Source organism: Cellulosimicrobium cellulans (assembly GCF_006539945.1).
GTDB classification, from domain to species: domain Bacteria; phylum Actinomycetota; class Actinomycetes; order Actinomycetales; family Cellulomonadaceae; genus Cellulosimicrobium; species Cellulosimicrobium cellulans.
In genome coordinates this window covers 18,599-32,368 of sequence record NZ_BJNZ01000026.1, presented here as the reverse complement: position 1 = coordinate 32,368, position 13,770 = coordinate 18,599, and the positions used below count along the sequence as shown (strand labels likewise).

Annotated in this window: 10 protein-coding genes; 6 read left to right on the top strand and 4 right to left on the bottom strand. The window is 76.3% G+C overall.

Features of this window, described 5'->3' with window-relative positions:
• Positions 1-6 precede the first annotated feature (6 nt).
• Positions 7-3,501 carry an ATP-dependent helicase gene (locus CCE02nite_RS16310; RefSeq protein ID WP_170227349.1) on the top strand — a complete coding sequence of 1,165 codons (3,495 nt, stop codon included), beginning with the start codon at positions 7-9 and terminating at the stop codon, positions 3,499-3,501.
• A gap of 57 nt (positions 3,502-3,558) precedes the next feature.
• Here the strand turns inward: CCE02nite_RS16310 and CCE02nite_RS16305 are convergent, their stop codons facing one another.
• Positions 3,559-4,479: a phosphotransferase gene (locus tag CCE02nite_RS16305; RefSeq protein ID WP_141390676.1), complete on the bottom strand. Its 921-nt coding sequence runs from the start codon at positions 4,477-4,479 to the stop codon at positions 3,559-3,561.
• Positions 4,480-4,550: 71 nt separating this feature from the next.
• Between CCE02nite_RS16305 and nudC the strand changes: the two genes are divergently transcribed.
• Complete coding sequence (nudC, locus tag CCE02nite_RS16300) at positions 4,551-5,585, top strand: NAD(+) diphosphatase (RefSeq protein ID WP_255318917.1); 1,035 nt, start codon at positions 4,551-4,553, stop codon at positions 5,583-5,585.
• A gap of 83 nt (positions 5,586-5,668) precedes the next feature.
• Here the strand turns inward: nudC and CCE02nite_RS16295 are convergent, their stop codons facing one another.
• A complete protein-coding gene (locus CCE02nite_RS16295; RefSeq protein ID WP_141390675.1) occupies positions 5,669-5,935 on the bottom strand; it encodes a mycoredoxin in 267 nt (88 codons plus the stop codon).
• Between the two features lie 180 nt (positions 5,936-6,115).
• Between CCE02nite_RS16295 and CCE02nite_RS16290 the strand changes: the two genes are divergently transcribed.
• Together CCE02nite_RS16290 and CCE02nite_RS16285 are read left to right on the top strand one after the other, a co-directional pair.
• A complete protein-coding gene (locus tag CCE02nite_RS16290; protein ID WP_141390674.1) occupies positions 6,116-8,170 on the top strand; it encodes an ATP-dependent helicase in 2,055 nt (684 codons plus the stop codon).
• 502 nt (positions 8,171-8,672) lie between these two features.
• Positions 8,673-9,110 carry a WhiB family transcriptional regulator gene (locus tag CCE02nite_RS16285; RefSeq protein ID WP_082918948.1) on the top strand — a complete coding sequence of 146 codons (438 nt, stop codon included), beginning with the start codon at positions 8,673-8,675 and terminating at the stop codon, positions 9,108-9,110.
• Here CCE02nite_RS16285 and CCE02nite_RS16280 read toward each other — a convergent pair.
• Positions 9,084-10,190: a ThiF family adenylyltransferase gene (locus tag CCE02nite_RS16280; protein ID WP_255318916.1), complete on the bottom strand. Its 1,107-nt coding sequence runs from the start codon at positions 10,188-10,190 to the stop codon at positions 9,084-9,086. The two genes, CCE02nite_RS16285 and CCE02nite_RS16280, sit on opposite strands and share 27 nt — an antisense overlap.
• A 250-nt stretch (positions 10,191-10,440) precedes the next feature.
• Here CCE02nite_RS16280 and CCE02nite_RS16275 point away from each other — a divergent pair, with 250 nt between their 5' ends.
• Positions 10,441-11,025 (top strand): YgjP-like metallopeptidase domain-containing protein, encoded by a 585-nt coding sequence (locus CCE02nite_RS16275; RefSeq protein ID WP_255318915.1) that lies wholly within the window; start codon positions 10,441-10,443, stop codon positions 11,023-11,025.
• 19 nt (positions 11,026-11,044) lie between these two features.
• Here the strand turns inward: CCE02nite_RS16275 and CCE02nite_RS16270 are convergent, their stop codons facing one another.
• Positions 11,045-12,577 (bottom strand): zinc-dependent metalloprotease, encoded by a 1,533-nt coding sequence (locus CCE02nite_RS16270; RefSeq protein WP_141390672.1) that lies wholly within the window; start codon positions 12,575-12,577, stop codon positions 11,045-11,047.
• Between the two features lie 153 nt (positions 12,578-12,730).
• On the opposite strand from CCE02nite_RS16270, the gene CCE02nite_RS16265 reads away from it, so the two are divergent.
• Positions 12,731-13,741 (top strand): Rossmann-fold NAD(P)-binding domain-containing protein, encoded by a 1,011-nt coding sequence (locus tag CCE02nite_RS16265; RefSeq protein ID WP_141390671.1) that lies wholly within the window; start codon positions 12,731-12,733, stop codon positions 13,739-13,741.
• Positions 13,742-13,770: the final 29 nt, after the last annotated feature.

The following is a 13,770-nucleotide window of genomic DNA, read 5'->3' as shown; positions in this document are numbered from 1 at the left end:
GGCGTCGTGGTCGCGCCCGAGACCACGACGCCCGGCACGGTCGAGCCGCCGCGCCCGACCCTGTCCGCTACCCGGATCGCGGACCTGCTCGGCCGGCCCCGCCCGACCCCGGAGCAGGTCGAGGTGATCGAGGCACCGCTCGAGCCGACGCTCGTCGTCGCGGGGGCGGGCTCGGGCAAGACGGAGACCATGGCGGCGCGCGTCGTCTGGCTCATCGCGAACGACCTCGTGCCTCCGGACGCGGTGCTCGGTCTCACGTTCACCCGCAAGGCGGCGGGCGAGCTGTCCGAGCGCGTCCAGGTTCGGCTCGCGCAGCTCGCGCGAGCCCGGGGCGGTGCGTCGTCCGCCCTCTCGCTGCTCGACCGGCCGACGGTCGCGACGTACAACGCGTACGCCGCCTCGCTCGTGGGCGACCACGGCCTGCGCGTCGGCGTCGAGCCCGGCGCGCGGCTCCTCGGCGAGGCGCAGCAGTGGCAGCTCGCTTCGGAGGTCGTGGAGGGGTGGGACGACGACCTCGGAACCGACCGTGCGCTGAGCACCGTCGTCGCCGCGGTGCTCGGCCTGTCCGGCGCGCTCGGCGAGCACCTCCTCGAGCCGGGCGAGGCCCGGGACCGTCTCGCCGGCATCGTCGAGCAGCTCGACGCGCTCCCGCTCGGTCCGCGGCAGAAGGCCCGGACCAAGGAGGTCGAGAAGCTGGTCGGCGACGTCGCCGAGCGCGTCCGGCTGCTCGACGTCGTCGCGGAGTACCGGCGGCGCAAGCGCGTCACGGACTCCCTCGACTTCGGCGACCAGGTGGCGCTCGCGGCCCGCCTCGCGCGCGAGGTCCCGGTCGTGGGGGAGACGGAGCGGGCGCGGTTCCGCGTCGTCCTGCTCGACGAGTACCAGGACACGTCGCACGCGCAGGTCGAGCTCCTCGCGGGTCTGTTCGGCGGCGGGCACCCGGTGACGGCCGTCGGCGACCCGCACCAGTCGATCTACGGCTGGCGCGGTGCGAGCGCGGGCGGCCTCGCGCGGTTCCCCGAGCGGTTCCCCCGGGCGACGGGCGACCGGTCGGCGGTGCGCTTCCTGTCGACGTCGTGGCGCAACGACGCCGCGGTGCTCGCGGCGGCGAACGTCACCGCGGGCCCGCTGCGGGGGGCCGCGGGGACGGGCGGCGACCGGGTCGAGGTCCCGGCGCTCGCGCTGCGCCCGGGGGCCGGGCCCGGAACCGTGTCCGCGCACGTGGCGGCGACCGCGGAGGAGGAGGCCGCAGCCGTCGCGGAGCTCGTCGCAGCGCGCTGGCGGCCCGCGGGCGCCCCGGGCGGGCGCGTCACCGCGGCGGTCCTGTGCCGCAAGCGCAGCCAGTTCGCGGCGGTCGAGGTCGCGCTGCGACGCAAGGGTCTGCCCGTGGAGGTCGTCGGCCTCGGGGGTCTGCTCACGACGCCGGAGGTCGTCGACGTCGTCGCGCTCCTCGAGGCGGTGCACGACCCGTCGCGCGGCGACGCGCTCGTGCGGCTCCTCACGGGGCCCCGGCTCAACCTCGGGTCGGCGGACCTCCACGCCCTGGGCAGCCGCGCCGCGGACCTGGCGCGGCACGAGGGCGCGCTCGGGTCGCGCCGGCGCGCGGCCGCGGCGGACGGCGGGGGCGCGGACCTCGTGGTCGTCGAGGGCGACGTGGCCGACCACCGCTCGATCGTCGACGCCCTCGACGACCTGCCGGACCCGGGCGAGCCCGCGGCCGACGGGCGCACGCTCACGGCTCAGGGCCACGCGCGCCTCGCGGCGCTGTCGCGCACCCTGCGCGCGCTGCGCGGGCTCACCTACCTGTCGCTGCCGGAGCTCGTCGTCGAGGCAGAGCGCGCGCTCGGTCTCGACGTCGAGGCCGTGACGAACGACGCGCTGCTCGCGTCGCGCCGGCTCGTCGACCCGGAGGCCGTGAGCGACCGGGCGCGCGAGCACCTCGACGCCTTCCGCGACGTCGCCGCGACGTTCACCCAGACGGCGGACGTCGTGACGCTCGGTGCGTTCCTCGCGTGGCTCGGGGTCGCCTCGACGCGCGAGAACGGGCTGGACCTGCCGGTGCGCGAACCCGACCCGGACGCCGTGCAGGTCATCACCGCGCACGCCGCGAAGGGGCTCGAGTGGGACGTCGTCGTCGTCCCCGGGCTCGTCGACGGCGTGTTCCCGACGACGGCGCAGTCGTCCTCGGGCGTGCGCGCGGACAGCGGGTGGCTCACCGACGTGAGCCAGCTCCCGTACCCGCTGCGCGGCGACGCCGCCGACCTGCCGGAGTTCCGCTTCGACCTCGCGTCGGACACCAAGGAGCTCGTGGCGCGGCGCGACGAGTTCCGGGCGGCGAGCGGCGAGCACCAGCTCGCGGAGGAGCGTCGGCTCGCGTACGTCGCGTTCACCCGGGCGCGCCGCGAGCTGTACCTCACGGCGTCGTGGTGGCAGACGGGCTCCCGCCCGCGCGTGCTCTCGCCGTTCCTCCTCGAGCTCGTGGAGTCCGGGGTGGTGGCGGCGGACGGTTGGTCGGCCCCGCCCGGACCCGACGACACCAACCCGCTCGAGGACGTCGAGGTCACCGGCGAGTGGCCGGTGCCCGACGACGCCCCCGAGGGGTCGGCGCGCGCCGTCCTGCGCGCGACCGCCGCGGCGGTCGAGCGGGCGGCCCTCGCCCGCGCGGCCCGCACCCGAGGGGCCACGACGTCCGGCGCCGGCGCGCGCGACGTCGAGTCCACCGGGGTCGCCGTGGACGACGTCGGGGCGCATCCCGCGGAGACCGGCGGGGGCGGGCCCGCGGGTCTCACCGCCCCCGTGGGCGTGCTCGTCGACGCCGAGGGGCGCGACCTCGTCGCGCTCGCCCGGGTCCTGCTCGCGGAGCGGGCCGAGCGTTCGGGCCGGGAGGTCGAGCTGCCCGCGCACGTCTCGGCGTCGAGCCTCGTGCGGCTCGCGGCCGACCGCGACGAGTACGCGCTGCACCTGCGGCGCCCCGTCCCGGTCGAGCCCACCGTGCACGCGCGCCGGGGCACGCGGTTCCACCTGTGGGCCGAGCGCTACTTCACGACGTCGTCGCTCCTGGACGTCGAGGACCTCCCCGGCGCGGACGACGACGACCTCGACCCGGACGCGGACCTCGAGACCTTGCAGCGGACGTTCCTCGCGTCCGAGTGGGCGAGCCGGACCCCGGTCGCGGTCGAGGTCGACGTCGAGACCCCGGTCGGCGACACGGTGCTGCGCTCGCGCATCGACGCGGTGTTCCCCGAGCGGCCGGAGCACGCCGGAGGGGCGCACGACGCCGTCGTGGTCGTCGACTGGAAGACGGGACGGGCGCCCACGGACGCCGCCGCGCGCAGCGTGCGCGAGGTGCAGCTCGCGGTCTACCGGCTCGCGTGGTCGCGGTGGACGGGGCTGCCGCTCGAGAAGGTGAACGCCGCGTTCTACTACGTCGCGTCCGACGAGACCGTGCGCCCGCGCCGGCTCCTCGGTGAGGCGGAGATCGAGTCGTTGCTCGCGGGCTGACCCGCGGACCCCGGCCCGCGGGCGTGGCGGCCCCGCACCGGGCAGCGCCGAGCCGGGTCAGTCGTCGGCCTCCTGCGTGGCGTCGTCCAGGTCGGCCAGCATGTCGAGCGCGTCGGCGACGACGTCGTCGAGCCCGTGCCGCACGCCGTGCAGGAGCCAGCGCGCGAGCGCGAGCTCGCCGACGAGGAGCGCGCGGTCCACGAGGTGCTTGTCGGTGAGCTCGGTGCGGCGCAGCTGGTACGCCTCCATGATCGAGTCGATCGCCTCCGGGGGTGCGGAGACGAGCAGCCACGCGAGGTCGTCCGCGGGGTCCGCGACGCGCGCGCTCGCCCAGTCCGTCACCGCGACGACGCGCCCGCGCGCGACGAGGACCTGCTCCGGGCCGAGGTCCCCGTGCACGACGACCGGCTGGAACCGCCACAGCGACACGTCCTCGAGCGCCGCCTCCCAGCGGCGCAGGAGGGCCGTCGGGACCTTCCCGGTCGCCGCGGCCTCGTCGAGCTCCGCCATCCGCCGGGCGCGGTACTCCTCGACGTCGTACCCGGGCAGCCCGGCGTCGTCGACGATCGTGCGGGGCAGCTCGTGGATCGACGCGAGCACGCGGCCGAGGTCGGCGGCGAGCCCGGGCCCGGGGCGCAGCACGTCGACGTCGAGCGTCGTGCCGTCGAGCGCCGGGTGCACGACGGCACGCCCACCCTCGGGCAGGAGCGCGGTCCCGCTGATGCGGGGCACCGCGAAGGACAGCACGCCGGTGTCGGCGTAGAGCTGGAGCGAGGTGAGGAGCTCTGCCTCGGCCTCGAGCGCCGCCCCCGCCTGGAGGCTGCGCGGGGCGCGCACGGTCCACCGGGCGCCGTCGGCGTCGGTCACGACGGCGGTGTCGTAGTCACCCGGGTCCTCGACGGCCAGCGCGCTGCGGGCGTCGAGACCCGGCACGGCGGCGGTCGCGAGCGCGGCGAGGGTCAGCGGTGAGCGGGGCACCCGACCACGGTAGTCGCTCCCCGACCGCCGCCCGAGGCACCCACGCCGGTCGCGTGGCCTACGGTCGGAGGGTGACCACCCCCGCCCCCCGACCGTCGTCGGGCACGCTCCCCAGGACCACCCTCCGCGATCTTCCGCTGCCGCTCGACGCGGCGGTCCTGGACCGCGCGGCCCATCGCCGCGGCGAGCCTGACCTCGTGCGGACGCTGCGCGGCGAGGCCACGACCCGCGTCGTCCTCGTCCACCGCGGCCGCCTCGCGCTCGCCGGGCCGGGTCCGACGGACGGCGTCGCGCTGCTCGACCCGGCAGCCCTGGCCGACGTCGGTGCTGCCGCCGACGAGGACCAGGCGCGCTGGCTCTTCCTCGGCGAGGGAGACGGCGTCGCGTACGTGGCGCTCGTCCTGCCCGACGACGCCGACGCGGACGAGGTCGACATCGAGGGCGTCGACGCCTCCGACCCCTTCGCCGTGCTCGCGCGCGAGCGGTCGTGGTCGGGGCTGCGCGAGCTCGTCGGCGGGCTCGGCGCACCGCTCGCGGGTCTCGCGACCGAGGCGGTCGCGCTCGCGGCCTGGCACGCGAACCACACCCGCTGCCCGCGCTGCGGCGGTCGGACCACGGTCGAGAACGGTGGGTGGACGCGGCGCTGCGTCGCGCAGGGCGTGGAGCTGTACCCGCGGACGGACCCGGCGGTCATCATGACGGTCGTGCACGGCGAGGGTGACGACGAGCGGCTGCTGCTCGGCCACGCCGCGCACTGGCCCGAGCGGCGCTTCTCGACGCTCGCCGGGTACGTCGAGCCGGGCGAGTCCCTGGAGAGCGCGGTCCGGCGCGAGGTGGCGGAGGAGGCGGGCGTCGTCGTCGGCGAGGTCGCCTATCGCGGGAGCCAGCCGTGGCCGTTCCCGGCGTCGCTCATGCTCGGGTTCGCCGCGCGGGCGCAGACGACCGAGCTGCACGTCGACGGGGTCGAGCTCACCGACGCGCGGTGGTTCACCCGACCCGAGCTCGCCGCCGCGGTCCGCACGGGAGACGTGCTGCTCCCGGGCCGCGCGTCCATCGCGCGCTCGCTCGTCGAGGACTGGTTCGGCGACCGCCTCCCCGACGCCTGAGCCCCCCGAGACGTCGTGGGCAAGAAAGGGACCCGGTTCGGGAGCTCGAACCGGGCCCGTCTCCTGCCCACAGCCGGGTGGGGTCAGGCGACGAGGCGCTGCTTGACCTCGGCGAGCGACGGGTTGGTCGCGGCGGAGCCGTCGGGGAAGACGACGGTCGGCACGGTCCGGTTGCCGTCGTTGACCGACTCCACGAACTCCGCGGTCCCCGGGGTCTCCTCGATGTTCACCTCGGTGTAGCCGATGCCCTCGGAGTCCAGCTGCGTCTTGAGGCGGCGGCAGTACCCGCACCAGGTCGTCGAGTACATGACGATCGAGCCGGCGTCGGGAAGTGTCGGGGCGGTGCTCATCGAGGGCTCTCCAGGTGCTGGTCCGGGCGGCGCGTGCCGCGGGCAATCGGTCGTGACGGTAACACCGGCGGCCCGCACACTGTTCCCGCCGTCGGCCTGCCCCCGGCACGACAGGCGTCCGGCCGACGTCCCCACGGGCTGGCTCCCGCGTGTCACCGGTGCCTGCGAGAATCGCGGGTGATGTCCACGCCACCGGTCTCACGTCCGCCGTCCTTGCGCACCGCCGACGAGATCCTCGACGCGCTCGACCCCGACCAGCGCGACGTCGCCGTCGCGCTGCGCGGCCCGGTGTGCGTGCTCGCCGGCGCCGGGACGGGCAAGACGCGCGCCATCACGCACCGCATCGCCTACGGCGTCCGCACGGGCGTGTACGCCCCCACGAGCGTGCTGGCCGTGACGTTCACCGCGCGGGCCGCGGGCGAGATGCGCACCCGCCTGCGCGAGCTCGGCGCGACGGGCGTCCAGGCGCGCACGTTCCACGCCGCGGCGCTGCGACAGCTCGGCTACTTCTGGCCCAAGGTCGTCGGCGGGGCGCCGCCGCGCATCCTCGAGCACAAGGCCCCGGTGATCGCCGAGTCCGCGCGCCGCCTCGGGGTCGGCGTCGACCGCGTCGCGGTGCGCGACCTGTCGTCCGAGGTCGAGTGGGCCAAGGTCTCGCTCGTCACCGCCGACGACTACGTCCGGGCGTGCGAGGCGATCGACCGCGAGCCCCCCGCGGGCTACGACCACCAGACGGTCGCGCGCCTCATCACGGCGTACGAGGACGTGAAGACCGAGCGGTCGGTCATCGACTTCGAGGACGTGCTCCTCATGCTGGGCGACATGCTCTCGACGCAGGGCGGGGTCGCGGACCAGGTGCGGCGCCAGTACCGCCACTTCGTCGTCGACGAGTACCAGGACGTCTCCCCGCTCCAGCAGTTCGTCCTCGACCAGTGGCTCGGGGGACGCGACGAGCTGTGCGTCGTCGGGGACCCGTCGCAGACGATCTACTCGTTCACGGGCGCCACGCCGCACCACCTCCTCACGTTCTCGCGCACGCACCCGGGCGCCCAGGTCATCCGGCTCGTGCGCGACTACCGCTCGACGCCGCAGGTCGTGAACCTCGCGAACCAGCTCCTCGCGCGCGCCGGGCGCGCGGGCGGTGCGCACCAGGCGCTCGAGCTCGTCGCCCAGCGGCCCGCCGGCCCACCGGTCGCGTTCACCGCGTACGACGACGACGAGGCGGAGGCCACCGGCATCGCCCAGCGGATCGCGCGGCTCCTCGCCGCGGGGACGCGCGCGAGCGAGATCGCGGTCCTGTACCGGACCAACGCGCAGTCGGAGGCGTTCGAGTCGGCGCTCGCGGACGCGGGCATCGGCTACCTCGTCCGGGGCGGCGAGCGCTTCTTCCAGCGCAAGGAGGTCCGCGACGCGATCGTGCTCCTGCGCGGCGCGGCCCGGTCCGCCGACCCGGAGGTCGCGATGCCGGAGACGGTGCGCGACGTCCTCGCCGCCGCCGGGTGGGCCCCCGAGCCGCCCGCCGCGCGCGGTGCGGCACGTGAGCGGTGGGAGTCCACGCAGGCGCTCGTCGCGCTCGCCGACGACGTCGCGGCGCTCGCGCAGGCGGCCGAGGGGCCGGCCCCGACGGTCGCGACGTTCGTGGCCGAGCTCGACGAGCGTGCCGCCGCGCAGCACGCACCGACCGTGGAGGGCGTGACGCTCGCCTCGCTCCACGCGGCCAAGGGCCTCGAGTGGGACGCCGTGTTCCTCGCCGGCGTGAGCGAGGGCCTCATGCCGATCTCGCTCGCGGAGACGGACGAGGCGATCGCGGAGGAGCGGCGGCTGCTCTACGTGGGCATCACGCGCGCTCGCGAGCACCTCGAGCTGTCGTTCGCGCGGTCGCGCAACCCGGGTGGTCGCGCGACACGGCGCCGGACCCGCTTCCTCGACGGGCTGTGGCCCGACGAGCCGGGCGCGCACGGCACGCGCCGGCCACGCTCCGGGCAGGCGAAGCCGCGGCTGACGGGGGAGTACGACCGCGAGCTGTTCGAGAGCCTGCGCGAGTGGCGGCGCCAGGTCGCGCAGGAGACCGACAAGCCCGCGTTCACGGTGGTCGTCGACACGACGCTCGCGGCGATCGCGGAGACGCGGCCCACCAGCACGGCCGCGCTGGCCCGCATCAACGGGCTCGGGCCCGCGAAGATCGAGCGGTACGGCGCGACGATCCTGGACATCGTGGGCCGCGCGGAGCGGTGACGAGGAGCCGTTCTCGGCTCCGAGGAGGGTTCGAGAAACTCGTCGAAGAAATTCCCGTAAATAAGTTGTGCGTCTCGCGACGCGCGTCATATGGTCGACGAGTCCTGATGGAGAGGGGCGCGCCGGGAGGCGGGCCTCGAACGGAGAGAGGGGGTGGGAAAGCTGATGAAGAACCAGATCGCCATGGCGAACCTGCTGGATAACGCGTCCGTCTGCACGGGCACGCCAGGAGGACTCCGTCCGCGTGCAACCGCGCACCGCGGCGGCACCTTCGTCACCCGCCCCGCTCCCGACTCCGCCTCCAGGACACGTCTGGTCTGACCGACCAGAACCTTCCAGGCCGCGGAGTCCGTCTCGGACCCGTGGCCTTCGTGTTCTCCAGAGCACGTCCGCCGATGAGGATCACCGGTCTCTCCCGTCTCTCCCATGACGGGGACCGCTGTCCTCGGGGCCCTGTGACGACGACGTTCACACCCACGACAGGACATCACTGGAGGACATCGTGCGGCTCACCGCGCTGCTCGACAACATCACTGCCCAGGGCGGATCCGGCCCCTGGGTCCCCCACCAACCGCTGGCCACGCCCCTCGGCGAGAAGGACTCCGCGGAGTTCGACCGTCTCCTCGCGGGTCTGCTGCCCTGCCGCACCAACGACCCGGAGCTCTGGTTCGCCGAGCGGTCCGCCGAGGTCGAGGAGGCCAAGGCCCTGTGCCGCACGTGCCCCCTCGTCGAGGGCTGTCTCGCCGGCGCGATCGAGCGTCGCGAGCCCTGGGGTGTCTGGGGCGGCGAGGTCTTCGTGGACGGCGTCGTCGTCGCGCGCAAGCGCGGCCGCGGCCGTCCGAGCAAGGCCGAGGTGCTCGCCCGCGAGGCCGAGCGCCAGGCGCAGGAGGCCGGGCGCGTCGAGGCCGGGGCGTCAGTCGGCGCCTCGACGGCGGCCTGACATGGTGAGCGGCGCCCCGTCCGGGGGCGTGCGCGCCAGCTCGTCGCACCCGCACCGCGGGTGGCGACCCGTCGCGCGCAGCCGCGGCACCGCATCGGGAGCAGGAATCTCGATGCGGGCCGTGGCTGCGCGGGGCACCAGCCCGTCCAGGGCTGCCAGGACCTGACCGAGCGCGACTGCGGCCGCCGACGCCGCGAGCGACGACTCCTCGACCGCGCGCACGCTCCGATCGCGCAGCTGCCGCGCGAGCTGCGGCCAGCACGGGTCCGCGTCCGCGTGGTGCAGGTCCACGCACGTCAGGCACGGGTCGAGGCCCGGCCGGACGAACGGTCCGACGACGACGTCGGCCTCGCGCACCACGACCGACAGGTGCGCCACTCCCTCTCCCACGATCCTCCCGACCCGTCCCGGGTCCGCCGCGCCGTGCTCGACCACGACCACGACGTCCGGCAGCAGGCCGGGTGACCCCGCCGCCGCGGCGACGTCGGCCGAGGGGCGCGCGTCCACGCCCGAGGTGACGACGACGCCGGGGGCTACCTCCTCGACGAGCCGGCGGACCGCGGCGTCGCGGGGCGCTCCGACGTCGCGCAACCGGTACGCGCCCACCCCGACGTCCGTGGCGAGGACCGTGCCGCGGTCCTCCAGGACGAGCGTGCCCACGCCGGCCGTCGCGAGGTGCACGGCGAGCGCGGCCCCGACCCGCCCCAGCCCGACGACGGCGACGGTCGCCCGGGCGCGGGCTGCGAGCACGCGGTGCCCGGCGCCGTCGGGCCGCAGCGCCGAGAGCACGCCCGCGTCCGCCTCGCCGTGGCCCGGCGCGGGCGAGACCGGGCGTCGTCGGCGGGCGGGGACGAGCAGGTGCGCCTCCTCGAGGAGCCGGACGAGCGCGGCCCGGCGACCGGGCGACGGCGTCCCGGCCTCGACGCCCTCGCCGCGCCGGGCCGACGGCGCGGCGAGCGCGCGCAGCCACTCCTCCTCAGCGGGCTCGAGCCCGGTGAGCCGGACCGACCAGCGGGGGTCGGTGCCGACCTGCACCTCGCCCGGGGCGCGCCGGAGCAGCGGGGCCTCGGGTCGCAGCACGCGTCGTCGCTGCACGTGTCCTCCGCGGGTCGTGGGGCGGGTGGCACGGTCGGCCGCCCGTGACGAGCGTGGCACGGCGGCGCCCTCCGACCCGCGTTGTCCACAGGCAGACCTCGACGACGCTCCACGGGCGGTTCCTTGACCGGGAGCACAGCTCCTCGCGACGTCCGCTCGACCGCGTGGCGCGGGAATCCCCACCACGCGGCGTGGGGCCCTGCCTTTTCGTGGCCAGAACCACTACGGTCTGAGCGTGGTCCGGGAGACGATCGTGGAGGTTCGGCGCAGCCGCCGACGCAAGAGCACGGTGAGCGCCTACCGCGACGGCGAGCGCACCATCGTCGCGATCCCGGCGCGCTTCACCCGCGCCCAGGAGCGCGAGTGGGTCCAGCGCATGCTCGACCGCCTGGCCGACTCCGAGCGGCGGAGACGCCCCTCCGACGACGAGCTCGAGCGTCGCGCCGTCGAGCTGTCCGAGAAGTACCTCGGCGGCCGCGCGCACCCCACGAGCGTGCGCTGGTCCGGGAACCAGGACCGGCGGTGGGGGTCGTGCACCCTCATCGACGGGACGATCCGCATCTCGACCCGGGTGCGGGGGATGCCTCCCTGGGTGCTCGACTACGTGCTGCTCCACGAGCTCGCCCACCTGCTCCACGCCGGCCACGGCCCGGGGTTCTGGAAGCTGCTCGAGCCGTACCCGCGGACGGACCGGGCGCGCGGCTTCCTGGAGGGCGTCTCGTTCGCGCGCGACGCGGACCTCGAACCCGACGGCGACGAGCCCGGAGCCTCCGGGGAGGACGCCGGGCTCGCGGCCGACGCGACGTCGGAAGGTCCCTGAGCGGCAGGACGCCCCGGGCTCAGCGCGCGCTGCCGCCCGCGTCCGTCGGCCCGTCGTCGGTCGCGTCGTCCGTCGTCCCGGTCGGGGGCTCCGCGCCGCCCGCACCCTCGGCGGCACGGAAGATCTCCTCGAGCGCGCGGTCGACGTCGGCCTCCTCGATGCGGGTCACGGCCCGTCGGCTCTCGTAGCCGGCGGGGTCGTCGAGGTCCGTCGCGTCCGGCAGGAGGTCGGGGTGGTCCCAGACGCCGTCGCGCGCGCTCGACCCGGACTGCGCGGCGATGAGCGCCCACAGCGCCGCCGCGTCGCGCGAGCGTCGGGGACGCAGCTCCAGGCCGACCAGGGTGGCGAACGTGTGCTCGGCGGGGCCTCCTGCGGCGCGCCGGCGGCGCAGCATCTCGCGCAGCGGGACCGCGTGGGGCAGGTGGGGGAGGGCGGCGGTGGCCGTCACCTCGTCCACCCACCCCTCGACGAGCGCGAGCGTCGTCTCGAGCCGCAGGAGCGTGGCCTGCTGCTCGGGAGTGTTCTGGAGCCCGAAGACGCCGCCGGACAGGGCGCGCTGGAGGGCGTCCGTGTCGGTGAGGTCGACGTCGGAGAGCTGCGACTCGAGCGCCGACAGGTCGATGGTGATGCCGCGCGCGTACGCGTCGACGAGGCCGCGCAGGTGGCCGCGCAGCCACGCCACGTGCGTGAAGAGTCGCGCGTGGGCCGCCTCGCGGAGCGCGAGGAACAGGCGTACCTCGTCGTCGGGGGCGTCCAGACCCTCGGCGAACGCCTCGACGTTCGTGGGCAGGAGGACGGTCCCGGGCTGGTCGAGCAGGGGGAGCCCCACGTCGGTGGCACCGAAGACCTCGCGCGACAGCGTGCCCGCCGCCTGGCCCACCTGCATGCCGAAGACGGCCGAGCCGAGGCGCTGCATGAGCGCCGCGGGGTCGCCCGGCAGCCCGAGCGCACCCGCGGGGAGACCGGGCACCTGGCCCGGGAGCGTGAACCCGACCCCGGGCAGCGCCGACGGGTCGTCGCCGAGGCCCTCCGGGAGCTGGTCGCGCAGGACCGTCGCGAGCGCCTCGGCGACGGACGCCGCGACGGGCGCGACGAGCTCGTTCCACGCCGGGAGCGTGTGCTCGACCCACTCGGACCGGCTCCAGGCCTGGGCCCGCCCGCCCGACGGCGGGAGGTCGGTGACGGCGTCGAGCCACAGCTCGGCGACGGAGAGCGCCTCGGTCACGGCCCGCTGCTGCGCCGCCGTGACGGACGGGTCGCCCTCGGCGACGGCGACCTGGCGCGCGACGTCGTGCGAGACGTCCGTGTTCACCGGGCCGTCGCTCGGCGTCGACAGCAGCCGCTGGACCTGCGCGAGGACGTGCTGGAAGAGCTGGGGGTCCGCGGCGCCCCCGGCCGCGAGCGCCTGGGGGTCGAGGCCGCGGGCACGGAGCTCGCGCAGCGCCTCGTCCGCGTCGGGTCCGAGCATCGAGCGGAGCAGCTCCTCGAACCGCGGGTCGAAGGGCGTGTCGTCGTCCGGTCCGGGCGTGCGGTCGGGGGGAAGGCTGCTCATGGCGACTCCTCACGGTAGCGTCGGTGATCACCGTAACCACGATCGACCGCCGAGAACGGGGGCTGGGCCATGTCCGAGGGCCGGGTTCGCTCACGGCGCAGCGACGTGGTCCCCCCCGGGGGACTGCCCCCGGGCGAACAGGGGGAGGACCCTGTGGTCCGGCCCGTCACGCCTCCGCGCGACCCCGTCGTGGTCGTCGGGGTCGGTCAGGTCGCGGACGCGGTCCGCCGGGGACTGGGCGCGGCCGAGGCGTCGCCCGTGGACGCCGAGGGGTGGCCCGACGGCGCGCGCCGGCTCGTCGTGGTCGCCCCGGCGGGGGAGTTCGGGGCGCCGCGTGCGAAGACCGACGCCGAGCAGCGCGCCCGGCTCGCGCTCCTCGGGCGGCGCGCGGGCGAGGCCGCGGTCGCCGCGGGGATCGAGCACGTCGTCGCGGTGACCTCGGCCGCCGTGCACGGGGCGGCGCCGGGCCGCGCGGTGATCGAGGACGACGACCCGGTCGCCGTCGACGACGGACCAGGCTTCGCGGGGGACGTGGCCGCGTTCGAGGACGCGCTGCGCGAGGCGCTCAGCGGGGTGCCGCTCGGGCTCGTGCGGCCGGTGGTGGTCGTCGGGCCCGGGATCGACACGCTCCTCACGCGGCACTTCGAGGCCCCGCGCCTGCTCACGGTCCGCGGCGGGGAGCGGACATGGCACCTCGTGCACGTCGAGGACGTCGTCGCGGCGGTCCGTGTCGCGCTCGACGGCGGCCTCGTCGGCGGGCTGACGGCCGGTCCGCTGCGCGACGGGCTCCCCGACGCGCTCGACTCCGAGACGGTGGCCGCGGCGGCCGGCCTGCGTACGGTCCAGCTCCCGTCGGCGACCGCGTTCGGCGCGGCCGAACGGCTGCACCGGGTCGGGGTGCTGCCGTCTCCGGCGAGCGACCTGGCCTTCGTGGTGCACCCGTGGTCGGTCGCGGCCGGGCGCCTGCACGACGCCGGGTGGTCGCCGACATGGTCGGGCGCCGCGGCGCTGGAGGTGCTGCTCGCGGAGGTACGCGGTCGGGTGGGCGTCGCGGGGCTGCGGTTCGGGGGTCGTGACGCCGCAGCCCTCGGTGCCGCGGGAGCGGCCGTGGCGGTGCTCGGGACCGCGGCCGTGTGGCGGCAGGCCCGGTCGCGACGCCCCTGACCGCCGGCCGACGCCGGCAGGTCGGGGAG

Excerpts from the sequence above, each read along its gene's own strand:
- CCE02nite_RS16270 (WP_141390672.1), bottom strand. The coding sequence starts at position 12,577 with ATGAGCAGCCTTCCCCCCGACCGCACGCCCGGACCGGACGACGACACG.
- CCE02nite_RS16290 (WP_141390674.1), top strand. The coding sequence starts at position 6,116 with ATGTCCACGCCACCGGTCTCACGTCCGCCGTCCTTGCGCACCGCCGAC.
- CCE02nite_RS16295 (WP_141390675.1), bottom strand. The coding sequence starts at position 5,935 with ATGAGCACCGCCCCGACACTTCCCGACGCCGGCTCGATCGTCATGTAC.